Origin of the sequence: Gordonia hankookensis, assembly GCF_014673215.1 — a bacterium.
Classification (GTDB): domain Bacteria; phylum Actinomycetota; class Actinomycetes; order Mycobacteriales; family Mycobacteriaceae; genus Gordonia; species Gordonia hankookensis.
Map to the genome: position 1 here is coordinate 263,151 of NZ_JACWMS010000003.1, position 24,436 is coordinate 287,586.

Below are 24,436 nucleotides of genomic sequence, written 5' to 3' on the forward strand. Positions count from 1 at the left end.
CAACAGTCGGTCGCAGTGTGGTGGGTGCCACCCGCTCAGACCTCGGGCTCGACGTAACCGACCTGGATCATCTCCTGCGGCCGCGTCCGCGAGACCAGCTCACCGCGCCCCGGGATCAGTTGCTGCATGCGGACCCGTCCGGTGATGTACCCCTCGTCGCGGTCGCCGCTCATCAGCAACATGTCGCAGGAGAGGTCCTTGAGACGGCCGATCAACGGGTCGAACATCGCCCGCCCGAGCCCGCCCGAGCGCCGGGCGAGGATGATGTGGAAGCCGATGTCGCGAGCATGGGCCGCGAGATCGACCAACGGCAACAGCGGGTTACCCGAAGCCGTCGCGACCAGGTCGTAGTCGTCGATGACCAGGTAGACGTCGGGGCCTGTGTAATAGGAGCGGTCGCGCAACTGCTGCGGGGTCACGTCCTCGGGCGGCAGTCGGTCGGTGAGGATCTGCGCCAACTGCTGCATCATCGGGATCGCCTTGTTCGCCGAGCTGGCGTAACCGCCCAGGTGATCACCGTCGATGATGCCGAGCATCGTGCGTCGGTAGTCGACGAACACGACCTTGACGTGGTCCGGAGTGGAGTCGCGCACCAGGCCGTGCACGATGTTGCGCAACAACGTGGTCTTGCCGTGCTCGACGTCCGCGAAGACCATGAAGTGGGGCTGCGACCCGAAATCGAGGACCACCGGCGCGAGTTCGAGCTCACCGACGCCGACCGCGACCTGGTTGGCGCCCAACGCGACACCCTTCGCCGACACCAGTTCGTCGACCTCACGCTGAGGTATCTCCACACCGAGCTTGCGGACGGCCATCGCCGCACGACCGCCATAGCCTGCGGCGAGCCTGTCGATCGCGAGTTGCACACCGGCCGGGAGGGATTCGGCCGCACTGACACCGTCGAGGCGCGGCAGAGCGACGAGCATGTGCAGCTCGTCGGGGGTCAGGCCCCGACCCGGCCTGCCATGCGGAACCAGTGCGGCTGCGCGGCGACCCATCTCCGAGTCCATGGCGTCGCCGAGCTTCAACTCGATCCGGCTGCCCATCAGGTCCTTGACCGCGGGCCGCACCTCGGCCCACCGCGAGGCGGTCACGATCACGTGCACGCCATACGAGAGACCCTGCGCCACGATCGCATTGATCGGCTCCTCGAGGAAGTCGAGTTCGTTGCGGAGCACACCGACGCCGTCGAGGACCAGGAAGACGTCGCCGTGCCGATCCGCCGCCAGCGGATCGGCCGGATCCATACCGCCGCCGGCAAACCACTCCTGACGCCGCGACCGGTAGTCGCGCATGGACTCGATCCCGAGCCGGGCGAACAGCAGTTCGCGGCTGCGCACGATCGCACTCACCTCGGCGACGGTGCGTCGCACCGCGTCCATGTCACCACGCGAGGCCACCGAACCGACGTGCGGGAGGCCGACGATGCTCGTGAGGCTGCCGCCACCGAAGTCCAGGCAGTAGAACTGGACCTGCTCGGGGGTGTGGGTGGCCGCGGCCGACATGATGATGGTGCGCAATGCGGTCGACTTGCCGGACTGTGGGCCACCGACGACCGCGACATTGCCTGCCGCGCCTGACAGATCGAGGACGTGGACGTCGCGTCTCTGATCGTAGGGGCGGTCGACCACACCGATGGCGATGCGCAGATCGCCGATATCCGCGGGCACCGACCAGTCCCGACGTCCGACGAGTCCGTCGACGGTCGGCGACCGGTCGAGCGGCGGCAGCCAGACCTCGTGCGCAGCAGGCCCGTGCCCGGCCATCCGCGTCACCAGGGTGTCGAGCAGGGTCGGCACCGACGCCGCGGCCGGATCGTCGTAGACCGGGATGTCGGTGTCCTGCGGCGGTTCTTCGTCCAGCAGGGCCTGCGCCTGGTCGAGCACCGACGAACTCGCCGCGCCCGTGTCCAGCGGTACCGGCAAGGCGGTGAAGACCTTCATCCGGCCACGCGGCCCGTTGTACGCCGGGCCCTGGTCGACCACGCCGTCGGGCGAGATCGGCGAGTAGTACGGACCGGACACATACGACGTGTTGAAGCGAACCGGCTCGGCCGAGTCGCATTTCAGGTACGCCGAGCCCGGGACACTGGGCAGGTGGTAGGCGTCGGGCACGCCGAGAACCGATCGGGACTCATTGGCGGAGAACGTCTTCAGTCCGATCCGGTAGGACAGGTGACTGTCGAGGCCGCGAAGTTTGCCCTCTTCGAGCCGCTGCGACGCCAGGAGCAGATGGATGTGCAACGATCGTCCGAGCCGACCGATCGCGACGAACAGTTCGGCGAAATCCGGTTTCTGCGCGAGCAATTCGGAGAATTCGTCGACGACGATGAACAGTGCCGGCAGCGGCTCGAGCCGGACTCCCGACGCGCGGGCCCGTTCGTAGTCACTGACATTGGCGAAGTTGCCCGCCGCACGCAGCAGTTCCTGCCGTCGATTCATCTCGCCCGACAGTGCATCCTTCATCCGGTCGACCATCGAGAGTTCCTGCTCGAGGTTCGTGATGATCGCCGCGACATGCGGTGCCGACTCCAGCCCGAGGAAGGTCGCACCGCCCTTGAAGTCCACCAGCACGAGATTCAGCTCGGTCGGCGAATGGGTGGCGAGCATGGCCAGCACCAGGGTGCGCAGGAACTCGGACTTGCCCGATCCGGTGGCCCCGATGCACAGCCCGTGCGGTCCCATACCGCCGTGCGCGCTCTCCTTGATGTCGAGGTCGACCGGGGTTCCACTCGGGGTGTACCCGATCGGCACCCGGAGGCGATCTCGCCCGGTACGTCCGCGCCAATACACCGCCGGGTCGAACCGGGCCGCATCGGTGATGCCGAGCAGAGCGGGCAGACCTGGATCGCTCGAGGTCGCCTCGGACTCCAGGTTCGCCAGCGCCGCAGCCGTTGCCAGGCGGTACCGCGCCATCCGCCGCGCCAGCGTCTCGGCCTCGGGGATGGTGAGGGAATCCATGTCGGCGAACTCCTCGACACCGAAGGCACTGCGGGCAGCAACCTTTCGGTCGCGGACCACCAGCTGCAGGCCTCGGCGCGCGGCCAGGCCGTCCGGCGGGGCCGTCAGGTCGAGGATGGTCACGCCCTCCATGCCCGCGTCGTTGATCAGCCGTTCGTCGCCGGCGACATGGCCGTCATCGAGCACCACGACGAGGTGCGCCCGCCCCGGTGTCGGCGGGGCCGAACGACTGAAGCGGCCGCGTTCGAGCAGATCGGCCGCCATCGAGTTCTCGAAGTCGGCCAGGGTCGGGTAGATCATCCGCATGGCACCGACACCGTCCCGCAACGTCGGATGACCGACGTGCGGAAGCCATTTTGCCCAATCCCACGCCTCCCCTGCGGGGTCCCCGGCAATGACGGCGACGTGCAGGTGGTCGGGCCCGTGGAAAGCGCACAGTTCGATCACCATGGCGCGCACGAGATCTCGGGTCTCCTGTCGGGCGCCCTCGATGTTCACCGCCGGAAAGCCCCGCAACGAGATCGCCGTCGGCAGGCGGTGCACCACGGAGTGGGTCCGGACGAACCGACGCAGTGCGACCATCGATACGGGCTCGATGTCCTCGAGCGGCCCGGTCTCCGGTGGCATGAGGCGTGTGGCCAGCCGCTGTGAGCCCACCCCCACCCGGACATGGGCGAAATCGCTGTCGGACGGTCGCCGCTCCCACATCCGCCTGCTGCCCACGATGTCGAGTAGGGCGACCGGGTCGGGATGACTCCAGGTGAGAGCGGCGCGCTGAGCGTCCACGGTCTCGAGTACCTGGGTGCGCGTCTGACCGAGGTAGCGGAAGTAGTCCTTGCGTTCCTCGTTCAGTTCGGCGGCGCGTTTGCCGCCGCCCCGCCCGCCCGCGGCGAACATGCCGAACATCGACATCAGCATCATCAACGGGAACATCATGAACAGCGGGTTGGACAGGATGTTGCGTCCGCCGGTCGCGAACATCATCGCGATCATGCCGACGACCGCGACCACCATGACCACGGGGAGCATCTTGGTGAGCATGTTGCCCGGAACGACCCTCGGCACGTCGGGCGGCGGCGCGATGTTCAGTTCCCCACCCGGCGTACGGGGAGGTGTGATCCGGGGACGCCGGACGAACCCCTCCGTTGTTGCCACCACTCGATCTCCCCCCGGACCGACGCCGCCACCCCGAGTTCGTCGGCGCGGGCCGCGCTGCTACACAATTGACGCAGTTCGCTATGTTAACCGCGAACAGGGCGGGGAGGATCCACCAGATGTCGACTCTGGATTCGCGAGGGATGACGACACCCTCGCCGGCGATGGGGCCGGGCGGCGAACGAGGCGGTGCGCGCACCGACGCAGGTATCGAGCCCGAATTGGTCAGGGTGTCGGTGTTGGGCGGGAACACGCAGTTGGATGTGGCTCTACCTGCAGGGTTACCCATTGCGGCACTGATTCCCGATCTCGTTGCCCAGGTCGACTCACGTAATCCGGCACGTCGCGACTCCGACGATCCGGACGGCGAGGACGGTCGTCGGTACGACCGTCAGAACCGGTGGACGCTCGGCCTGGTCGGTCAGGAGCGGATCGCCCCGAACCGATCGTTGTCCGAGTCCGGGATACGCGACGGCGACCTGCTGGTCCTCCGCTCCACCCGGGCAGGCGACTCGCCGGCGCTGTTCGACGACGTCGTCGATGCCGTCGCTCGTTTGAATGAATCTCATTTCGCGAGTTGGTCGCCGCGGTCGGCCCGATACGCCGGTCATGTCGTCGCCGTCGCGGCCGCCATCACCGCAGCCGTCGCACTCGGCGCCCACCGCTCGACCAGCGGCGCCCTGTGGATCGCCGGGCTCAGCGGCCTCGCCGCCGTCGGGCTGCTCACCGCGGGAACGATCGTCGCTCGTCATTACCGCGACGAGGCGAGTGCCGCCGTTCTCGTCTCGTCCGCCATGCCACTGTTCTTTGTCACCGGCATGCTCCTCACCCCGGGACATTTCGGGTCCGCACACCTGACACTGGGCTGCGCGGTCACGCTCGTCGCCGCCGTCGTCTCCTACCGCATCACCGCGGTCGGACCGGCCGTACACAGCGCGATCACCACCGCGGCCCTGCTCGCCGGATCGGGTTGTGGCGCAGAACTCTTGCTCGGCGCAACAGTGCCCGAGGTGGCGGCGGTACTGGCCGCCGTCGGCCTCCTCGTGATCGCTCTGGCGCCGCGCGCCACCATCATGCTGGCGAAGCTGCCACTCCCCCCGGTTCCCACCGCGGGAGCGGCGATCGACGCCGAGGACATCGAGCCGAAGCCTGCGATCGAAGGGATCGGTGCGATCGGAGCGATGGCGTTGCCCAAGGCCGACGCCCTCGAGCGCCGGTCCTTTGTGGCCAACGCTTATCTGACCGGGATCGTCGCCGGGACCGCACTCGTCACCGCTGTGTCGGCCATCCTCGCGGCAGCTCCGCTTTCGGGATTCGACGCCAAGTCGACTGCCTACGCCGCCATCATCGCGCTCGTTCTGTGTCTGCGCGGCCGGTCGCACAGCGACCTCGCACAGGCCGCTTTCCTGGTCGCCAGTGGGTCGCTCACCCTGATCGCCGTGGTCACGGGTCTCGCATTCGGGGCCGACAACTGGTCGATCATCGCGTTCGCCGTGGCCATGCTGATGGTGGTCGCCGCGTTCGTCCTGGGCGTCGTCGCGCCGAACCAGGAGTTCTCGCCGGTCATGCGGCGCACCGCCGAGATCATCGAGTACATCCTCGTCGCTGTGATCGTGCCTCTCCTGCTGTGGATTCTTGACCTGTACCGGATCGTCCGGGAGATCTGACGTGCGCCGGCTGGGTCGTTCGGCCCGAACCCGGCGCCGGCGCACACCGGCCTCCGGACTCCACAGATGCGCCGCCCTGATCACCGGCCTCACGGTGGTCGCCGTGTTCGGGGGCTCACCCGCTGCCGCGATGACACCCCCGACGATCGACCCCGGAGCGCTGGTGCGCTCGGCGCCGACAGCGCCGCCCGAGACGACCGAGCAACGCACCCTCTGCGCGAAGCCGTTGGCGACCGGCCGTCACGACAATTCGAAACCCACTGCCGCGCAATCGATGATGAACCTTCCGGACGCGTGGCGGTTCAGCCGGGGTAAGGGACAGAGAGTCGCCGTCATCGACACCGGGATCACTCCACACCCCCGTCTTGGTCGCGTTCAGGCGGGCGGCGACTACGTGTCGTCGGGCAACGGGCTCGTCGATTGCGATGCGCACGGCACGCTGGTGGCAGGCATCATCGCCGCGGCACCGAGCAGCAACGATGCGTTCGCCGGTGTCGCTCCGGATGCCTCACTGATATCGATCCGGCAGTCGAGTGGCGCATACTCCGCGAAAGACCGCAGGTCCGACGACTCGGATCCCACCATCGGGTCCGGGTACGGGTCCGTCCGCACACTGGCCAGCGCGGTGGTTCGGGCCGTCGACCTCGGCGCCACCGTCATCAACATCTCCGAGGTCGCGTGCGCTTCCGCCGGGGCCCGGCTCAACGACAGGTCACTCGGCGCCGCGGTCAAGTACGCATACGACCGCAACGTCGTCGTGGTGGTCGCCGCAGGCAACCTGTCGCAGAACTCCGGATGTCAGCACCAGAATCCGGCCCCTGCCGCCGGCGACACCGACGGCTGGGGATCGGTGTCCACCGTCGCGAGTCCGGCGTGGTTCTCGCCGTATGTGCTGGCAGTCGGCTCGGTGGACGCCGGTACCGGCGCGCCGAGCGGCTTCAGTCTGCATGGTCCCTGGGTGAGCGTGGCCGCGCCGGGCACCGACATCGTCAGTCTCGACAGCACCCGCGGATCGTCGAGACTCGTCGATGCGCAGCAGGGCCAGGACGGGCCGATCCCGATCGCGGGCACGAGTTTCGCGACCCCGTACGTGGCGGGCGCGGTCGCACTGGTCCGGGCCCGGTTCCCCCGGCTTCGCCCCGCCGAGGTCATGGCGCGCATCACGCGGACCGCCCACGCCCCCGGCACCGGGCACGACACCGAGATCGGCTACGGGGTCATCGATCCGGTGGCGGCCCTGACCAGCGAGATCCCGGACGGCCTGCCGAATCCCATGGAGGCGAAGGCGATCGCCGCTCCGAGCCCACAGCCGGCCGTCGATCACACCGCCCGCGACGTCGCGCTCGTCGGTGCCGGGCTCTGTGCCGCGGTGATCGCGGTGGTGCTGGCAGTGGCGCTGCCGCATCGTCGGGTGCGACGCCTCGACCCGGACGAGTACTAGCCGATCAGGTCCGGTTCACTTCGCCGTGCGCGCGGGCCGCAGCTCGCGCGGCAATGCGAAGGTCAGCGTCTCGTTCGCGGTGTTGACGGTGTCCACCGAGTCGTACCCGTGCTCGGCGAGAAGATCGAGGACGCCGCGCACGAGGACCTCGGGCACCGACGCGCCAGAGGTGACACCGACCGTCGTGACGCCGGCCAACCATGACTCGTCGATGTCACGCGCGTAGTCGACGAGGTACGACGCGGCCGCCCCGTTCTGCAGGGCCACCTCCACCAGGCGCTGAGAGTTCGACGAGTTCTGCGAACCCACCACGATCACGAGATCACATTGGGGCGCCATCGCCTTGACCGCGACCTGCCGATTCTGCGTGGCGTAGCAGATGTCGTCGCTCGGCGGGTCCTCGAGCAGCGGGAACTTCTCGCGCAGCCGCTTGACGGTCTCCATCGTCTCGTCCACCGAGAGCGTCGTCTGCGACAGCCAGATGACCTTCGATTCGTCACGCACCTCGACGTCGTCGACGTGATCGGGGCCGTCCACGAGCTGGATGTGCTCAGGGGCCTCGCCTGCGGTGCCCTCGACCTCCTCATGACCCTCGTGGCCGATGAGGAGGATGTCGTAGTCGTCCCGGGCGAACCGCTTGGCCTCCTGATGCACCTTGGTGACCAGGGGGCAGGTGGCGTCGATCGTCCTCAGGCTGCGCTCGGCCGCGGTCCGGTGGACCTCCGGCGACACACCATGCGCCGAGAACACGACGATCGCACCTTCGGGTACCTCGTCGGTCTCGCCCACGAACACCGCCCCGCGATCGGTCAATGTCTCGACGACGTGGCGGTTGTGCACGATCTCCTTGCGGACGAACACAGGGGCGCCGTGCTTGTCCAGAGCGCGCTCCACGGTCTCGACGGCACGATCCACTCCGGCGCAGTAGCCACGCGGTTCTGCCAACAGGACACGCTTGCGATCAACCATGCCGTCCAGCCTACGGGCTGTCGCCGTCCGTCTGTGCCCGGCGCAGGATCGGCCCGGCATGTCCCGGGGTGGATCAGTACCCCGTCGAATGGCAGAGTGTGGTCATGGTTCGCGCACCGTATCCGGCCCGCATCGCCGCCGGTCTCGTCGTCACCGCGATCGAGGAGACCCGAAAGCTGCCCGCTCTGGTGGTCACCCTGCCCATGACTGCGGTCAGCCAGACGTTGCAGGCGGGTATGCGGGTACAGCAGAACATCGCCGAGCTCGCCATCAAGGGCGACCTCGCGCTCGAGACGCTGTTCGACAAGCCATCCGACCAGCCCGAGTGGGCACGGTTCGACGACGATGACGACGCGATCGACGCCGAGGCCGACCGGACACCCATCGAGAGCCGCGACGGCGCGGGCACCCCGAGCACTCCTGTGTCCGAAAACACATCGACCGACATCGGGTCATCCGACGCCGCAGATGCGCCCACCCGCTCACCCGCGGCCACGAAGACGCCCGCCGAGAAGCCTGCGGCGAAGAAGGCTCCGGCAAAGAACGCTGCGGCAAACAAGGTTCCGGCTAAGAAAGCCCCGGCGAAGAAGGCTGCGACCACGAACTCCGCGTCCCCCGGCGACGCGGCCGGCGCCGACCCGGCGGCGGGTCGATTCGCCCTCTACAGCGCTCCCCCCGATGGAGTCGTGAACGCAGACGCCGACAAGGACGGCGCGACCAAGGCCGCACCGGCGTTCGACGGCCCGGTTCCCGAGATCGTCGAGTACATCGAATACGAGAACCTGACCCTCGCCCAGCTGCGCGCCAAACTGCGCAGCGTCGGGGTCGACGAACTCGAGCAACTCGCGGCGTACGAGAAGGCGACCAGGGCGCGTGCGCCGTTCGTCACCATGATCGACAATCGCATCGCCTCGCAGAACAGCAAGCGGCAACAGACCACGTGACATCAGACCAGGCGAACACGGGGGCGCAGTCGAACTCCGCCGAACACCCGTGGCCGGTACGGACCGTCAACACCAAGATCGCCGACTGGATTCACCGGCTGGGCCAGATCTGGGTCGAGGGCCAGGTGACCCAGATCAACCGCAGGCCCGGCACCCGGGTCGCCTTCCTCACCCTGCGTGACCCGGCCGCAGACATCTCGATCTCGGTGACCTGCAGCCCCGACCTGCTCATGCGGACCGAGGTGCCGCTCGCCGAGGGCAGCCACGTGGTGGTCCTGGGTCGGCCGACGTACTTCACCGGTCGTGGCACGGTGTCGCTCCGGGTCACCGACATCCGCCCGGTCGGCGTGGGCGAACTACTGCTCCGGATCGAACGATTGCGGCAACTGCTGGCCGCGGAGGGCATTTTCGACAGTCGCCTGAAACGGCCACTCCCGTTCCTGCCGAGAGCGGTCGGCCTGATCAGCGGTCGGTCCAGCGCCGCCCAGCGGGACGTCGTGGCGGTGGCGGGCACTCGCTGGCCCGCGGTGCGTTTCGAGGTGCGCGATGCCCCGGTCCAAGGGCCGACCGCGGTGCCGCGGATCCTCGGCCATCTCGCCGATCTCGACGCCGATCCCGACGTCGAGGTCATCATCATCGCCCGAGGTGGCGGGAGCGTCGAAGACCTCCTCCCCTTCTCCGACGAGGCCCTGCTGCGCGCGGTGTCCGCCTGCCGTACGCCGGTGATCAGCGCGATCGGGCACGAACCCGACGCACCGTTGCTCGACCTGGTCGCCGACGTGCGCGCAGCGACCCCGACAGATGCCGCCAAGCGTGTCGTACCCGATGTCGCGGCCGAGTTGGCCGGCGTCGCCGAGATGCGGCGGCGCAGCGCACACGCCCTGCGTAACTGGGTGCGACGGGAGGCGCACGTCGTCGACGGGCTGTGTGCCCGACCGGTGCTGGCGAGGCCGTTCACCATGATCGACGCCCACGCCGAGCAGATCGACCGGATGCGACGCGACATCCGGCGCGACATCCGGCGTCGCATCGATGCCGAGGACCGTCGCCGCGAACATCTGTCGGCCCGGTTGGGCACACTGGGCCCCGCACAGACACTCGCCCGCGGCTATGCCGTGGTGCAGCGCACCGACGTCGATCCTGCCCATGTGGTTGGCACCGTCGCCGACATGCCCAGTGGTGCGCGGCTGCGGATCCGGGTGGCCGACGGTGCTGCGACGGCACGCGTGACCGAAGGAGAGCAAGCGTGAACGGGGATGCGGACCAAGAGAATCCGGGAGTCGACGACGGGGACTGGACCCCGGTCGAGGAGCTCGGTTACGAAGAGGCTCGCGACGAACTCGTCGATGTGGTGGCCACGCTCGAACACGGTGGCCTGGACCTCGACGCCTCACTTGCGCTCTGGGAGCGCGGCGAGGCGCTCGCCGCGCGGTGCGAGGAACATCTGGCCGGTGCCCGGGACCGGATCGAGTCCGCCCTCGCCGAGAGCGATGCCGACGACGACTGAGACGTCGATCGGCGCCCATCGATCGGATCGACCGATCGAGTCAGGCCCCGCTCGGTAGTGGTTGCTGTGCGAGCACGGCAGTGGCGATCTCGGTCATGTCGTCATCGGGTCCGCGGGACAGGACGGCGATCCGGACGTCCCCGAGATCGGTGATCCAGAACTTCTTCTCGTCCGGTGTCGAGTACGTGACCCATTCCCGTCCGCCTGCCTGCCGGGTACCGGTCCCCAGCGCCTCACCACCCCCGAGATGGACGACCAGGTCCTCCTCTTTGGCGTCGGTCTGGCTGAGCTGCACATACGCCCCCACATCGGAGATCCATCCGACGTTGCTCACACGGGTCCCGCCCACCGCCTGGGTCGATCCCGAGTTCGGCTTCCAGCCGGCCGGGGTGGCCGGCTCACGGATCGGGAAGGGGAGATCGCGGGCATCTGCCTGCAGGGCGGCCGACACGTCGAAGCCGGGTGTCTTGTCGTCGGACGCCTGACCCGAGAGCCCGACCGAGCAATTGCCCGACGCGATCGCGACGATCGCGCAGATGACCAGCAGCGGGATCAACGACCAGATCATGTCCTTGCTGCTGTGCAGGATGCGGGGTTTGGCGGCCATCACACGAGTATCCCAAGGTCCGTCGCGTGACCCGACGGCGCCTACCCGCCTGCTGGGGCGCAAACCCTGTTCAACACGCGCCCGAGCCTGTTGAGTGGTCCCATGGGACGCCTCGGACGCTCGGTATCAGCCCTGTGCCTCGTGATGCTGCTCGTCGTAGGCCTATCCGGCTGTGGCGGCGATTCGTCGACGGGCATCGAGGGCATCCGCGACTCCGGAGTCCTGCGGGTGGGCACCGAGGGGACGTACTCGCCGTTCAGCTACCACGATCCGACCACGGGCAAGCTCGCCGGATACGACGTCGACGTCGCGAACGCGGTCGCCGACAAGCTCGGCGTACGCGCCGAGTTCGTCGAGACACCATGGGACTCGATCTTCGCGGCGTTGGGCGCCGACCGATTCGACGTGGTCGCCAACCAGGTGACGATCACACCGGAACGGCAGGCGAAATACGACCTGTCCGAACCGTATTCGGTCGGTGAAGGCGTGATCGTCACCCGCGCCGACGACTCCTCCATCCGGTCGCTCGCCGACCTGAGCGGCAAGGTCACCGCCCAGTCCTCCACCAGCAACTGGGCCCAGGTCGCCCGGGACGCAGGGGCCCGCGTCGAGTCCGTCGAGGGGTTCACACAGGCGATCAAACTGCTGAACCAGGGCCGCGTGCAGGCCACGGTGAACGACAGCATCGCCGTCTACGCGTATCTGGCCGAGACCGGCGACACCAGCGTCAAGATCTCCGCGAAGACCGGCGACACCAGCGAGCAGGCGTTCGCCGCCCGCAAGGACAGCCGGATCGTCGGCGACATCAACAAGGCGCTGGACGAACTCAAAGCCGACGGAACCCTCAGCCGGATCTCGCAGAAGTACCTGAAAGCCGATGCGAGCGGCGCCCCGGCGGCCGCATCGTCGGGCGACGATGCGGCCTCCCGCAGCACCTGGCAGCTGATCGCCGACAATCTGTGGCCGATGGCTCGGGCCACCATCACCATGACCATCCCGCTGGCCGCGATCAGCTTCGTGATCGGACTGGTCATCGCGCTGGCGGTGGCACTGGCCAGACTCTCCACCAAGAAGGCGGTCTCGTGGATCGCGCGCGCCTACATCTCGGTGATCCGCGGAACGCCGCTGCTCGTCCAGTTGTTCATCATCTTCTACGCCCTGCCCGAACTCGGGGTGAGCGTGCCACCCTTCCCGGCCGCGGTGGTCGCGTTCTCGCTGAACGTCGGAGGCTATGCCGCCGAGATCATCCGCAGTGCGATCCTGTCGGTGCCCAGGGGACAGACCGAGGCCGCTCAGACCATCGGCATGGACTATGCGACCACCCTGCGTCGCATCGTGTTGCCCCAGGCCGCCCGCAACGCCGTGCCGGGTCTGTCGAACACGCTGATCTCGCTCGTGAAGGACACCTCGCTGGCATCGACCATCCTGGTGACCGAACTGCTCCGGGTCGCCCAGATCGCGGCCGCACCCACCTTCGAGTTCTTCGCCCTCTACACGACGGCGGCGGTCTACTACTGGATCGTCTGCGTCGTGCTGTCCGGTCTCCAGGGCCGGCTCGAGAATCATCTGGGAAGGTTCGTGACGACATGACCGACAACCCCATCGTCCCGTCCCCGCCCATCGGCGACGACGGCACCCTGATCGACGTCGACGGACTCCGCAAGTCCTTCGGCGACAACGAGGTCCTCAAGGGCATCGACTTCTCGGTCCCGGCCGGGAGTGTGACCGTGATCCTGGGCCCGTCCGGCTCGGGCAAGACCACCATCCTGCGGTCCCTCAATGCGCTCGACCGGCCGGATTCCGGCATCGTCCGCGTCGCCGACGTCACCATCGACTTCGGCGGCCCGTACGGCAAGGCCGACATCGCCCGATATCGCAGGCAGAGCGCGATGGTCTTCCAGAACCACAATCTGTTCCCGCACAAGACCGTGCTGGAGAACATCATCGAGGGGCCGGTCATCGTGCAGAAGCGCCCGCGCGCCGATGCGGTGGCCGAGGCGGAGCGGCTTCTCGCCGACGTCGGACTCACCGGCAAGAGAGACGATCACCCCGACCAGCTGTCGGGAGGACAGCAACAACGTGTCGGCATCGTCCGGGCGCTCGCGCTCCAACCCAAGGTGATGCTCTTCGACGAACCGACGTCGGCCCTCGATCCCGAGCTCGTCGGCGACGTGTTGAAGGTCCTCAAGGATCTCGCGGCCCAGGGGTGGACGATGGTGGTGGTCACCCACGAGATCCGGTTCGCCCGGCAGGTCGCCGATCAGGTCATCTTCGTCGACGACGGTGTGGTGTGCGAGCGCGGAACCGCCGCGCAGGTGATCGATGAGCCGGCCGAGGACCGGACGCGCCAATTTCTGCGCCGACTGCTCGATCCCCTCTGACCCGGCTGATCAAACGCTCGGTGTGACATGCAAGGATGAGAACCACTTGCCGCATTGTCATCGCTGCCACGCCGAGGAGTCCGACATGTCCCCGTCCCCACAGGCCCCCGATCGCAACCTGGCCATGGAGTTGGTCCGCGTCACCGAGGCGGCGGCACTAGCGGCCGGTCGATGGGTCGGTCGTGGTGACAAGAACAGTGGCGACGGCGCTGCGGTCGACGCGATGCGCGAACTGCTGTCGACGGTGTCGATGCGGGGCGTCGTGGTGATCGGTGAGGGCGAGAAGGACGAGGCGCCGATGCTCTACAACGGCGAAGAGGTCGGCGACGGCGACGGCCCGGACTGCGACGTGGCGGTCGACCCCATCGACGGCACCACGTTGATGGCCGAGGGCCGCCCCAACTCCATCGCGGTCATCGCGGTCAGCGAGCGCGGCACCATGTACGACCCGTCCGCGGTCTTCTACATGGACAAGATCGCCGTCGGCCCGGAGGCCAAGGGCGCCATCAATATCAACGAGTCCGTCAGTTGGAACATCAACTCGGTCGCCAAGGCCAAGGGCATCGATGTCGCAGACCTCACCGTCATCGTCCTCGACCGTCCGCGCCATGCCGACCTGATCGGGGAGATCCGTCAGGCAGGCGCGAAGATCCGTCTCATCTCCGACGGCGACGTCGCAGGTGCGGTGGCCGCGGCCGACGACTACTCCACCGTGGACATGCTGATGGGCGTCGGCGGTACCCCCGAGGGCATCATCACCGCCGTCGCGATGAAATGCATGGGCGGCGAGATCCAGGGCAAACTCTGGCCGCGCAACGACGAGGAACGCCAGAAGGCGATCGACGCGGGGCACGACCTCGACCGCGTCCTGACCAACGACATCCTCGTCCGTGGCGAGAATTCCTTCTTCTGTGCGACCGGGGTGACCAACGGGGACATGCTCCGCGGGGTCACCTACCGCCCCAACGGCGCCACCACGCGCTCGCTGGTGATGCGATCCAAGTCGGGCACCATCCGCCGCATCGAGTCGGTCCACCAGCCGTCCAAGTTGCGCGAGTACGCCCGACTCGATCTCTGACCGAGATCTCCACCTGCGATTTGCGAGAATCTCTGCAGCCCACCCTTTCCCGAGAACACACGAGGATGGTTGTCTTCACATGACCGAACAGCAGTACCGCATCGAGCACGACACCATGGGCGAAGTCCAGGTCCCCATCGACGCCCTGTGGCGCGCCCAGACGCAACGGGCCGTGGAGAACTTCCCGATCAGTCACCGCCCGCTCGAACGGACCCAGATCCGGGCGATGGGTCTGCTCAAGGCGGCCTGCGCGCAAGTCAACAAGGACCTCGGCCTCCTCGACGCCGACAAGGCCGACGCGATCGTCGCCGCGGCCAAGGAGATCGCCGACGGGCAGCACGACGATCAGTTCCCGATCGACGTCTTCCAGACCGGCTCGGGCACCAGCTCCAACATGAACGCCAACGAGGTCATCGCCTCCATCGCGAAGGCGAACGGCGTCGAGATCCACCCCAACGACCACGTCAACATGTCGCAGTCATCGAATGACACCTTCCCCACCGCGACTCACGTCGCCGCCACGGAGGCCGCGGTCACCGACCTGGTTCCCGCCCTCGACCACCTGCGACTCGCCCTGTTGGACAAGGCGACCCAGTGGCGCGACGTGGTCAAGAGCGGCCGCACGCATCTGATGGATGCGGTCCCGGTGACCCTGGGCCAGGAGTTCAACGGCTACGCACGCCAGATCGAGGCAGGCATCGAGCGCGTCACGGCCACGCTGCCCCGCGTCGGCGAGCTGCCGATCGGCGGCACCGCGGTCGGCACCGGGCTCAACGCCCCCGACGGTTTCGGCACCAAGGTCGTCGCCGAGCTCCGCTCGCTGACCAACGTCGACGCGCTCTCGCTGGCGAAGGACAACTTCGAGGCGCAGGCCGCACGCGACGGACTCGTCGAACTGTCCGGCCAGCTGAAGACCATCGCGGTCTCGCTCACCAAGATCGCCAACGACATCCGCTGGATGGGATCGGGACCCCTGACCGGTCTCGGCGAGATCCACCTGCCCGACCTCCAGCCCGGATCGTCGATCATGCCCGGCAAGGTCAATCCGGTTCTGCCCGAGGCGGTCACGCAGGTCGCGGCGCAGGTCATCGGCAACGATGCCGCAGTCACTTGGGGCGGCGGCAACGGCGCGTTCGAACTGAACGTCTACATCCCGATGATGGCGCGCAACGTGCTCGAGTCGCTGAAGCTCCTGGCCAACGTTTCCCGCCTGTTCGCGGACCGGTGCATCGTCGGCCTCGACGCCGACGAGGAGCGTCTGCGCACCCTCGCCGAGAGCTCGCCGTCCATCGTCACCCCGCTGAACAGTGCGATCGGCTACGAGGAGGCCGCCGCGGTTGCCAAGCAGGCTCTCAAGGAGGGCAAGACGATCCGCCAGACGGTGATCGATCGCGGGCTCATCGGTGACAAGCTCTCCGAGGCCGAACTCGACGCGCGCCTCGACGTGCTCAAGATGGCGAACCTCGACCGCGAGCGCTGAGCCACACGCCGATCCGGCGCACCCCCCAGTCGCCGAGCGGGTACGGGAACTTCCTCGAGCGTGCCACGAGGACGACGCATCCGCGCGTAGCTTCGTCACCATGACGACTCAGCTGCTCCCGTTCCCGGCCGACTGGCAGACCGGACTCGTCCTCGTCGCACACCCCGACGACCCGGAGTACGGGATGGCGCCCGCAGTCGCACGCTGGACCACGGAGGGGCGGCACATCGTCTACGCGCTCGCGTCGAGCGGGGAGGCCGGCATCGAGGGCATGGACCCCGTCGAGGCCGGCCCGGCACGCGAGGCCGAGCAGCGAGCGTCCGCGGCGATCGTGGGAGTCGACGAGGTGGAGTTCTGGGGATTTCCCGACAGTGCCATCCGCAACACCCCCGAGCTACGGACCCGGATCCAGCAGACCATCACACGGATCGAGCCCGACCTGATCCTGTCACTCTATGGCGGCCCGCAATGGGCGCCCGGACAACCCAACCAGTCGGATCACATGGAGTTCGCTGCCGCCGTCATCGAGGCGTACGACGCTCTCGACCCGAACACCCGGCCCCGCCGCCTCTTCGAGAACGGCCCGAGCGCGACCCATGCCGTCGACGTCACCGACCAGATCGACGTCGCGGTGGACTCCCTTGCCGCCCACGCGAAGTACCTCTCGGTTCTCGATCCGGCCACCCCGGTCGTCATGCAGGCCCGCAGGCAGATCGACATGGTGACCGCGCCGCGCGACGACTTCGACGATCTCCGCGCGGCCTGTTTCGAATTGAAGCGGGGACCGGAGTGACGAATCACCACCGGTCCCCGACCTCAGGAGCCAAGAGCTAACTGCCGGTTGTGGTCCCGAACAACGACGGCACCAGGCTGGTCAACTGGCCGAGCAGCTGGGTCAGCTCATCGGCACCGGGCATCGCAGGCGAATCGGCGTTCGGTGTGGCCGAGTTGGGTGCGCTCGACTGCGGCGCGGCCGAACTCGCCGGGGGCCCGGCCTGATTGACGCCGATGGAGATCTTGGGGTGCTTCGCCGGGTCCAGCCACACCAGGACCTTGCGCATGAGTTCCTTGTCGATCGCCACACATCCCTGGGTCGGCTGGTTGTTGGTGACGTGCAGGAACATCGCCGACGCCTTACCGGGGGTCCGCTGCGGATTGTGGGCGATGTTGACCGCGTAGTCGTAGACGGGCCCGGAATCGTAGAGGTTCTCGCTGTCGCCTCCAGGGCTCTTCGCCTGCCGGACCATCGTGTTGTACGTGGGCGACTTCATGTTCGAATCCCACCAGTCCTGGCGGTCGACCTTCTTGTACGGCATCTTGGTGCCGGGATTCGCCAGGCGTCCGAAGGCCTGATCGAGCCCGAAGGTGCCCTCCGGGGTGCGATAGACGTTGTCCTTGGGCTCCCCCATCCCGAGTGAGCCCAGAAATGCCTTCGTCGGACCGATGACGGGTTTCCAGGACCCGTCGGCACCGCGCTCGAAGCCCGTCAGCGTGGCGGATGTGTCGTTTGCCTTGGGAGCGGTGACGACGATCATCTGACGTGTGTCGGCCTCGGCACTGCTGCCGCCGAGGTTTCCGGCAAGGCTGTTCAGCAGCGTGTCGAGCAATGGGATCCCCGTCTCCGGGATCGCCGGCGCGGACGACTTCGGTGGCGTCGACGGGGACGTCGGGGTCGTTGTGCCCGGAGCAGCCAGAGCTGGGCCGGCACCTCCGGCGACGGCGGCGAGTACCGCAATCGCCAGTAGTCCCAATAACCTCATTCGCCTCATCAGTAACTTCAGCACCACATCAGTGTGCCAGTGCGCAAGAGGCCATGAGTCACGTGATGATCACGGTGCGATATGGATCGAATCACCAGGACGGTCATCTGGGGATGCCGCGGTCGGCTCCCACTCAGCAGATCACGGTGCCGACAAGTAGGGTCGACGCAGGTCGGGGACATATGCCCCGACTTGCCACGAAAAGGGGGAGACACCATGGGCTCGTTCGACACCATCACCGCCCTGTGGGCGACGCTCGCAGAACTGATCGCCGGCGGGATCACGTTCGGATCCTGACCGATCACGCGTCGCCTGTGCTGCCGCACCGGTGAATACCGGTGCGGCAGCACTGTGGCACTGTGTCGTCGGGATGGACGACACAGCGTTGCCCGCGTAGGTCAGTCGGCCCCGGGCGCGAACTCCTCCAGCATCTCGGTCACCAGCGCCGCTATCGGCGAACGCTCGCTCCGTGTCAGGGTGACATGCGCGAACAGCGGGTGGCCCTTCAATTTCTCGATGACCGCCGCGACGCCGTCGTGACGACCGACTCGCAGGTTGTCGCGCTGCGCGACGTCGTGTGTGAGCACCACACGCGAGCCGGCACCCAGCCGCGAGAGCACGGTCAGCAGGACGTTGCGCTCGAGCGACTGCGCCTCGTCGACGATCACGAACGAATCGTGTAGCGACCGCCCCCGGATGTGTGTGAGGGGTAGGACCTCGAGCATGCCCCGGCTCAGCACCTCCTCGATCACCTCGGGCGACGCGAGCCCCTCCAAGGTGTCGAAGACCGCCTGTGCCCAGGGGCCCATCTTCTCCGACTCACTGCCCGGAAGATAGCCGAGCTGCTGACCGCCGACGGCATACAGCGGCCGGAAGACGACGACCTTGCGCTGCGTGCGGCGCTCCAGCACCGCTTCGAGGCCTGCACACAATGCCAGCGCCGACTTACCGGTGCCCGCCTTGCCGCCCAGGGAGATGATGCCGACGCTGTCGTCGAGCAGGAGATCGAGCGCGACGCGCTGCTCCGCGGACCGGCCATGCAGACCGAAAGCCTCCCGGTCGCCGCGCACCAGCTGCACACGTTTGTCCGCGTTCACCCGGCCGAGCGCGCTCGAACCGTTGCCGAGGATGCGAATACCGGTGTGGCACGGTAGTTCTCGCGCCTCGTCGATATCCACTACACCCTCCGAGTACAGGGTGTCGACGACGGTGGAGTCCACGTCGAGCTCCGTCATTCCCGACCACCCGGAGACCACGACGTCCTGGGCGTGATACTCGTCGGCGGCGAGCCCCACGGCTCCCGCCTTGACCCGCAACGGGGTGTCCTTGGACACCAGGGTCACGTCTTTGCCCTCCGCGCGCAGGTTCAACGCGCAGGCGAGGATTCGGGAATCGTTGGTCTCGGTACGGAAGCCGGCGGGCAAGACCGCCGGGTCGGTGTGGTTGAGCTCCACCTGGAGAGTGCCACCCTCGTCCCCGATGGGCAGCGGGAGGTCGAGACGGCCGTGCTCGAGACGGAGATCGTCGAGCATCCGCAACGATTCCCGCGCGAACCAACCGAGCTCGTGATGGTGGCGTTTGCCCTCGAGTTCGCCGATGACCACCAGCGGCAGGACCACGTGGTGTTCGGCGAAGCGCAAGACCGCCCAGGGATCGGACAGCAGCACGGAGGTGTCGAGGACGTAGGTGCGAGTGGTCACGTAGGGCTCCTACGTTTGTGCGGCGCCCGCACAAACCGGTTGCGACGACCGGCTGGTTCTTGCCCGACTCGGCTGGTCAGCCGAGGTGGACGAGGACCGGGGCCGGCCCCCTCGCGTTGCTGGTGCACACCACGAATCGAACCTCCCGGACGAACCGCTTCCCCGCGGCCCGTCACTGGTCAACGTACGCCGACACACCCCTCTCGGCGCGTCCGAAAGGGGTGTGTCGGCGTGAATTATGCGTTAACGCGGGTTGCCTGGCGATATACCCACGGGCAACCGGACGGAGCTGTGCCGGGACCGTTCAGCCCGCGACGCCCGCCATCGTCAGAATGCGCTGGCGTGCGGCCTCGGCATCGTCGGTGAGCTCGTGGACGTTGGCCAGCTTGAGCTGCTCGACCAGCGTCGCGGCGATCGCCGCGCGTGTGCTGTCGTCCTCGTAACCGGCGATCAGGGCACGCTCGTCATCGAAATCGACGACGTCGGAGCCGATCGGCTCGATGTCGGTCAGTGCACGATCCAGCGCTCGGACGGTGCCTTCCTGATCCGCGACGAGTCCGGCGTTCAGGAATGCCGCGAAGGTCTTGGCCTGCACAGCATCGTCACCGGCGATCTTCGCGAGGATCTGCTTGAAGGAGTCATCAGTGGTCGCAGCGGAGAGCTTCTCGATGAACGCGACACACTGGTTCTCGTGTACCGCCATCAGCGCCAGCACGTCCAGCGGGCCGATGGTGGTGACATCCTCGGTGTGCTGGCGGTAGCCGGCCGTCACGTGGATGCGACGGCGTTCCTCGGCATCGACCGGATCGATGGCGCGGGTCACCACCAGATAATCACGCAGGACGATCGCATGCCGATTGTCCTCGGCTGTCCAGACGCCGACGAGCTGACGCCAGTCGGAGAACGCCGGGAAATGAATCGCGAGAACGCGGTGGTAGGACGGCAGGTTGTCCTTGGTGAGCAGCAGTGCCAACACCGCGGCCCGCGCCTCGTCCGACAACGACGCCTGCGACGGATCCCAGTCGTCACCGCCGAGGAAGGCGAAGTTGCGGCCCGACTCCCACGGCACCCAGTCGTGCGGGTTCCATGGGTTGGCCGCCGCCTGGTGCTCCTCGGCGATCTCGGGCAGCGCCTTTTCCAGCGCGATGATCAGCTCGTCCTCGGTCAATGCGTTCATCGTCAGACAGGATAGGCACACCCGGTGCGGTAGGCCAATCCCGTCCGGCGCGCCGGGGTCAGACCCGGCTCATCAGACCCCATTCTTCCAACCCGTCGTAGAGGGGGAAGTCGAGTGCGAGTGCCGAGACGCGGCCACGCAACGCCGACACGTCGGCGTCCTGTCCGGTCGCGAGCGCAGTGCCAATGATGTCTGCGACCTCGGTGAACTGTTCGTCGCCGAAGCCGCGGGTCGCGAGCGCCGGCGTACCGATGCGCAGGCCCGAGGTGACCATCGGCGGACGCGGGTCGAACGGCACCGCGTTGCGGTTCACCGTGATTCCGATCTGATGCAGCAGATCCTCGGCCTGCTGACCGTCGAGCTGACTGTTGCGCAGGTCGACCAGGACGAGGTGCACGTCGGTGCCACCGGTCAGGACCGACACGCCTGCCTTCTCGACGTCGGAGCCGGTGAGGCGTTCGGCGAGCAGCTTCGCTCCCGACAGAGTGCGGCGCTGCCGCTCGGCGAACTCCTCGGTCCCGGCGATCTTCAGAGCGACGGCCTTGCCCGCGATCGCGTGCATGAGCGGTCCGCCCTGCTGTCCGGGGAACACCGCCGAGTTGAGCTTCTTCGCCCACTCCTGCTTCGCCAGGATCAGTCCCGATCGCGGACCGCCCAGGGTCTTGTGGATGGTCGACGACACGACATCGGAGTGCGGAACCGGTGACGGGTGCAGACCCGCGGCGACGAGCCCGGCGAAATGGGCCATGTCGGTCCACAGGTAGGCCCCCACCTCGTCGGCGATCGACCGGAACGCCTCGAAGTCGAGGGTCCGCGGGTAGGCGGACCAGCCCGCGCAGATCACCTTCGGCCGGACGTCCCGCGCGATCTTGCGTACCTCGTCCATGTCGATCCGGAAGTCCTCTTTGCTGACTCCGTAGAAATGGTTCTCGTAGAGCTTGCCGGAGAAGTTCAACCGCATCCCGTGGGTCAGGTGACCGCCGTGGGCGAGGTCGAGTCCCAACAATTTCTCGCCCGGGTTCATCAGGGCCATCAGCACCGCTGCGTTCGCCTGCGCACCCGAATGCGGCTGGACGTTCGCGAAGTCGGCACCGAACAACTCCTTGGCACGATCGCGCGCGATGTCCTCGACCACGTCGACGTACTCACATCCGCCGTAATAGCGGCGGCCCGGGTATCCCTCCGCGTACTTGTTGGTGAGCACGCTCCCCTGCGCCTGCAGGACCGCGCGCGGAACGAAATTCTCCGACGCGATCATCTCGAGCGTGTCGCGCTGGCGGCTCAGCTCGCCGTTCATCGCAGCGGCAACGTCCGGGTCGAGTTCGGCCAGGGACATCGAATTCAGGCTCATGGTCGACAAGTCTATGGGCCCGGTACTCAGACCCCGAGTTCGGCTCTCAGCTGCGATGGGATGAGCGGTTCGTCGAGCAGCCGGCCGAACCGGGCGAGGCGGTCGTGGTCGGGTACCGCATCGAGCCACGTACCCAGCAACCGGTAGCCCTCGACGTAGGTGGAGATGTAGGCGCGCCACAGGGGCGAGGTGAGGAATCGCAGCATCTGACGGGCCCGCTCCGGTGGCGCCAGGAGCCATCGCTGCAGGAAGGCGGCAACCTCGTTCTGATCCGCGTGCCGGTCGTGCAGGAGCAGTGCCGCATCCTGACGCACACCGAGCAGACCGCTCGATGCGCGCGACATCCGCTGGGCTCGCTCACCGTCGAAGCGCAGGCCGAGGTCCGCATAGATCTCCTGGGCCCACAGTCCCCAGTCCGGTCCGACCGCGGCTACGAGCGCATGGTCGGCGAGTCCCTCGGCCATCAGGCACTGCGGTGTGTTCACCAGGAAGATGCTCTGCTCCTGCTGTCCACCGCCGACGAGGAGCTCCTCCTTCCGGCAGTGCTCGGTGTGGTGTCCCGGGTAGGCCTCGTGCGCTATCAGGTGCGGCAGTGACGACATGTGCTGTGTGAGATCGACATTGATCGCGACACGGGAGCGGTAGTCGCCGAGGTAGTAGTTGAAACCCGACCAGGGTTTGTCGGTGACCACGTCGAACTCGACCAGCTCGCTGTCCGGGAGCACGAACTCCGACCGCACACGCTCACGCAGTGCCCCGCTGAAGGCCCGCACGCACTCGTCGACGCGGTCGGCCGGGATCTCGTCGGAGCGACGGTGTGCCGCATACGCGTCGGCGAGCGCATCGCCCGATGCGTCGGGCACACCGAGTTCGACCGCCATCGCGGCGTGTGCCTCCCGGTAGGTCTGCGGATCGCCCATCGTGATGTCGACGTCGAAGTACGCACGGACCTCGTCGACGAAACCGATCTCCTCGCCTGCGAACTTCCGTGCCGAGCATTCGAGCGCCGACAGGTGGGCCCCGATGAAGTCGGCCCGCGCGGATGGCAGCTCGCCGGGCAGCTCGCGACGCAGACCGCGGGCACGGTCCGCCAGTGCCGACGGCTCGGGTGCGGGACCGTTCGCCACGTCGGTCCGCAGCGCCGGGTTCCCGGTGTACGCGTCCACGAAACCTTCCTCGAGACGGTCGAAGGCGAGTCCGAGACGCAGATACTCGGTGACCGAAGCGGGCGATGCAGCGGAACCGGCGGCAGATGAGGAGGCCATGAACGGAGGCTACCGATCGGGCCGAAACAGTGCGCCCTAAGCTGTAGGACCATGGCACGCGACACGACCGGGCGCGATCCCAGTCTGTATCTGGAGCTCGACCGTCGACAGTGGCGTGAACTGCGTGAATCGATGCCGCTGGTCCTCAACGACAACGAGCTCCAGCAACTCGTGGGACTCGGCGAGCAGGTCGACCTCGACGAGGTCGCGGACGTCTATCTCCCGCTGTCCCGTCTGATCCATCTGCAGATCGCGGCACGACAGCGACTCTTCGCGGCGACGTCGACGTTCCTCGGCGAACGCCAGACCAACCGCCAGGTGCCGTTCGTCATCGGGATCGCCGGCAGCGTCGCCGTCGGGAAGTCGACCACGGCGCGCGTCCTCGCCGCTCTGCTCGCCCGCTGGGAGTCACATCCCAAGGTCGACCTGGTGACCACGGACGGCTTCCTCCTGCCGACCGCGGAACTCGAGCGCCGGGGAATCATGCACCGCAAGGGATTCCCCGAGTCCTACGACCGTCGCTCCCTGCTCCGGTTCGTCACAGAGGTCAAGTCGGGTGCCCGCGAGGTCACCGCGCCGGTCTATTCACACATCGCCTACGACATCGTCCCTGACGTGAAACACTATGTCCGCCAACCGGACATCCTGATCCTCGAGGGTCTGAACGTGCTGCAGACCGGACCCACCCTGATGGTCTCGGACCTGTTCGACTTCTCGATCTACGTCGACGCGAAGACGGCCGACATCGAGCAGTGGTACGTCTCGCGGTTCCTGCAGATGCGTACGACGTCGTTCGCCGACCCCGAATCGCATTTCCACTACTACTCGTCGTTGACCGACGAGCAGGCCACCGTGGCCGCCCGCGACCTCTGGACGTCGATCAACCGACCCAATCTGATCGAGAACATCCTGCCCACCCGGCCGCGGGCGACCCTCGTGTTACGCAAGGACGCCGACCATTCGATCAATCGGGTCCGGTTGCGCAAGTTGTAGT

19 protein-coding genes are annotated in these 24,436 nt (G+C 67.4%); 11 read left to right on the forward strand and 8 right to left on the reverse strand.

The window, feature by feature from the left end; genetic code table 11:
* Positions 1-35: 35 nt before the first annotated feature.
* Positions 36-4,118: a type VII secretion protein EccCa gene (gene eccCa / locus IDF66_RS15690; protein ID WP_190267665.1), complete on the reverse strand. Its 4,083-nt coding sequence runs from the start codon at positions 4,116-4,118 to the stop codon at positions 36-38.
* Positions 4,119-4,234: 116 nt separating this feature from the next.
* Between eccCa and eccD the strand changes: the two genes are divergently transcribed.
* On the forward strand, positions 4,235-5,782 hold the full coding sequence (eccD, locus tag IDF66_RS15695; RefSeq protein WP_223309705.1) for a type VII secretion integral membrane protein EccD: 1,548 nt from the start codon (positions 4,235-4,237) through the stop codon (positions 5,780-5,782).
* A 130-nt stretch (positions 5,783-5,912) separates the two neighbouring features.
* A complete protein-coding gene (gene mycP, locus IDF66_RS15700; RefSeq protein WP_190267666.1) occupies positions 5,913-7,223 on the forward strand; it encodes a type VII secretion-associated serine protease mycosin in 1,311 nt (436 codons plus the stop codon).
* A 15-nt stretch (positions 7,224-7,238) separates the two neighbouring features.
* Here mycP and IDF66_RS15705 read toward each other — a convergent pair whose 3' ends face one another.
* On the reverse strand, positions 7,239-8,192 hold the full coding sequence (locus IDF66_RS15705) for a 4-hydroxy-3-methylbut-2-enyl diphosphate reductase (protein ID WP_190267667.1): 954 nt from the start codon (positions 8,190-8,192) through the stop codon (positions 7,239-7,241).
* A gap of 104 nt (positions 8,193-8,296) precedes the next feature.
* Between IDF66_RS15705 and IDF66_RS15710 the strand changes: the two genes are divergently transcribed.
* From IDF66_RS15710 to IDF66_RS15720, 3 genes are read left to right on the forward strand one after another with little or no spacing between them, the layout of a single operon-like run.
* Positions 8,297-9,136, forward strand: coding sequence for a lipid droplet-associated protein (locus tag IDF66_RS15710; protein ID WP_190267668.1), 840 nt, complete (start codon positions 8,297-8,299; stop codon positions 9,134-9,136).
* A complete protein-coding gene (gene xseA, locus IDF66_RS15715) occupies positions 9,133-10,386 on the forward strand; it encodes an exodeoxyribonuclease VII large subunit (RefSeq protein ID WP_190267669.1) in 1,254 nt (417 codons plus the stop codon). Before IDF66_RS15710 ends, xseA begins: the two co-directional genes overlap by 4 nt.
* Complete coding sequence (locus tag IDF66_RS15720) at positions 10,383-10,643, forward strand: exodeoxyribonuclease VII small subunit (RefSeq protein ID WP_164307005.1); 261 nt, start codon at positions 10,383-10,385, stop codon at positions 10,641-10,643. Before xseA ends, IDF66_RS15720 begins: the two co-directional genes overlap by 4 nt.
* Before the next feature lie 40 nt (positions 10,644-10,683).
* Here the strand turns inward: IDF66_RS15720 and IDF66_RS15725 are convergent, their stop codons facing one another.
* Entirely contained in the window at positions 10,684-11,250 is a 567-nt protein-coding gene (locus IDF66_RS15725) for a DUF4245 domain-containing protein (RefSeq protein ID WP_190267670.1), read from the reverse strand.
* 144 nt (positions 11,251-11,394) lie between these two features.
* Between IDF66_RS15725 and IDF66_RS15730 the strand changes: the two genes are divergently transcribed.
* From IDF66_RS15730 to IDF66_RS15750, 5 genes are all read left to right on the forward strand, one after another.
* On the forward strand, positions 11,395-12,840 hold the full coding sequence (locus IDF66_RS15730) for an ABC transporter permease subunit (RefSeq protein WP_223309769.1): 1,446 nt from the start codon (positions 11,395-11,397) through the stop codon (positions 12,838-12,840).
* Positions 12,837-13,631 carry an amino acid ABC transporter ATP-binding protein gene (locus IDF66_RS15735; RefSeq protein WP_317628725.1) on the forward strand — a complete coding sequence of 265 codons (795 nt, stop codon included), beginning with the start codon at positions 12,837-12,839 and terminating at the stop codon, positions 13,629-13,631. The genes IDF66_RS15730 and IDF66_RS15735 overlap by 4 nt, the downstream gene beginning before the upstream one ends.
* A gap of 85 nt (positions 13,632-13,716) precedes the next feature.
* Positions 13,717-14,709 carry a class II fructose-bisphosphatase gene (gene glpX, locus IDF66_RS15740; RefSeq protein WP_164307001.1) on the forward strand — a complete coding sequence of 331 codons (993 nt, stop codon included), beginning with the start codon at positions 13,717-13,719 and terminating at the stop codon, positions 14,707-14,709.
* A gap of 79 nt (positions 14,710-14,788) precedes the next feature.
* Positions 14,789-16,189 carry a class II fumarate hydratase gene (locus tag IDF66_RS15745; RefSeq protein ID WP_190267672.1) on the forward strand — a complete coding sequence of 467 codons (1,401 nt, stop codon included), beginning with the start codon at positions 14,789-14,791 and terminating at the stop codon, positions 16,187-16,189.
* 100 nt (positions 16,190-16,289) lie between these two features.
* Positions 16,290-16,982, forward strand: a complete 693-nt coding sequence (locus IDF66_RS15750; protein ID WP_190267673.1) for a PIG-L deacetylase family protein — start codon at positions 16,290-16,292, stop codon at positions 16,980-16,982.
* A 37-nt stretch (positions 16,983-17,019) separates the two neighbouring features.
* Here IDF66_RS15750 and IDF66_RS15755 read toward each other — a convergent pair whose 3' ends face one another.
* The 5 genes from IDF66_RS15755 to IDF66_RS15775 form a co-directional block, all read right to left on the reverse strand.
* Positions 17,020-17,949, reverse strand: a complete 930-nt coding sequence (locus IDF66_RS15755) for a L,D-transpeptidase family protein (RefSeq protein WP_190267674.1) — start codon at positions 17,947-17,949, stop codon at positions 17,020-17,022.
* Between the two features lie 398 nt (positions 17,950-18,347).
* Positions 18,348-19,649, reverse strand: coding sequence for a PhoH family protein (locus IDF66_RS15760; RefSeq protein ID WP_190267675.1), 1,302 nt, complete (start codon positions 19,647-19,649; stop codon positions 18,348-18,350).
* 304 nt (positions 19,650-19,953) lie between these two features.
* Positions 19,954-20,826: an acyl-ACP desaturase gene (locus IDF66_RS15765; RefSeq protein WP_190267676.1), complete on the reverse strand. Its 873-nt coding sequence runs from the start codon at positions 20,824-20,826 to the stop codon at positions 19,954-19,956.
* 58 nt (positions 20,827-20,884) lie between these two features.
* Complete coding sequence (gene glyA, locus IDF66_RS15770) at positions 20,885-22,162, reverse strand: serine hydroxymethyltransferase (RefSeq protein ID WP_190268033.1); 1,278 nt, start codon at positions 22,160-22,162, stop codon at positions 20,885-20,887.
* A gap of 41 nt (positions 22,163-22,203) precedes the next feature.
* Complete coding sequence (locus IDF66_RS15775) at positions 22,204-23,442, reverse strand: DUF885 domain-containing protein (protein WP_190267677.1); 1,239 nt, start codon at positions 23,440-23,442, stop codon at positions 22,204-22,206.
* Positions 23,443-23,493: 51 nt separating this feature from the next.
* Here IDF66_RS15775 and coaA point away from each other — a divergent pair, with 51 nt between their 5' ends.
* Complete coding sequence (gene coaA / locus IDF66_RS15780) at positions 23,494-24,435, forward strand: type I pantothenate kinase (protein ID WP_164306993.1); 942 nt, start codon at positions 23,494-23,496, stop codon at positions 24,433-24,435.
* Position 24,436: the final 1 nt, after the last annotated feature.

Bases quoted from the DNA above. Each gene is read 5' to 3' on its own strand.
- IDF66_RS15765 (WP_190267676.1), bottom strand. From the start codon at position 20,826: ATGAACGCATTGACCGAGGACGAGCTGATCATCGCGCTGGAAAAGGCG.
- IDF66_RS15755 (WP_190267674.1), bottom strand. From the start codon at position 17,949: ATGAGGTTATTGGGACTACTGGCGATTGCGGTACTCGCCGCCGTCGCC.
- IDF66_RS15725 (WP_190267670.1), bottom strand. From the start codon at position 11,250: ATGGCCGCCAAACCCCGCATCCTGCACAGCAGCAAGGACATGATCTGG.
- mycP (WP_190267666.1), top strand. From the start codon at position 5,913: ATGACACCCCCGACGATCGACCCCGGAGCGCTGGTGCGCTCGGCGCCG.
- IDF66_RS15705 (WP_190267667.1), bottom strand. From the start codon at position 8,192: ATGGTTGATCGCAAGCGTGTCCTGTTGGCAGAACCGCGTGGCTACTGC.
- IDF66_RS15735 (WP_317628725.1), top strand. From the start codon at position 12,837: ATGACCGACAACCCCATCGTCCCGTCCCCGCCCATCGGCGACGACGGC.
- IDF66_RS15745 (WP_190267672.1), top strand. From the start codon at position 14,789: ATGACCGAACAGCAGTACCGCATCGAGCACGACACCATGGGCGAAGTC.
- IDF66_RS15775 (WP_190267677.1), bottom strand. From the start codon at position 23,442: ATGGCCTCCTCATCTGCCGCCGGTTCCGCTGCATCGCCCGCTTCGGTC.
- IDF66_RS15750 (WP_190267673.1), top strand. From the start codon at position 16,290: ATGACGACTCAGCTGCTCCCGTTCCCGGCCGACTGGCAGACCGGACTC.
- coaA (WP_164306993.1), top strand. From the start codon at position 23,494: ATGGCACGCGACACGACCGGGCGCGATCCCAGTCTGTATCTGGAGCTC.
- glyA (WP_190268033.1), bottom strand. From the start codon at position 22,162: ATGTCCCTGGCCGAACTCGACCCGGACGTTGCCGCTGCGATGAACGGC.
- IDF66_RS15730 (WP_223309769.1), top strand. From the start codon at position 11,395: ATGCTGCTCGTCGTAGGCCTATCCGGCTGTGGCGGCGATTCGTCGACG.
- eccD (WP_223309705.1), top strand. From the start codon at position 4,235: ATGTCGACTCTGGATTCGCGAGGGATGACGACACCCTCGCCGGCGATG.
- IDF66_RS15710 (WP_190267668.1), top strand. From the start codon at position 8,297: ATGGTTCGCGCACCGTATCCGGCCCGCATCGCCGCCGGTCTCGTCGTC.
- glpX (WP_164307001.1), top strand. From the start codon at position 13,717: ATGTCCCCGTCCCCACAGGCCCCCGATCGCAACCTGGCCATGGAGTTG.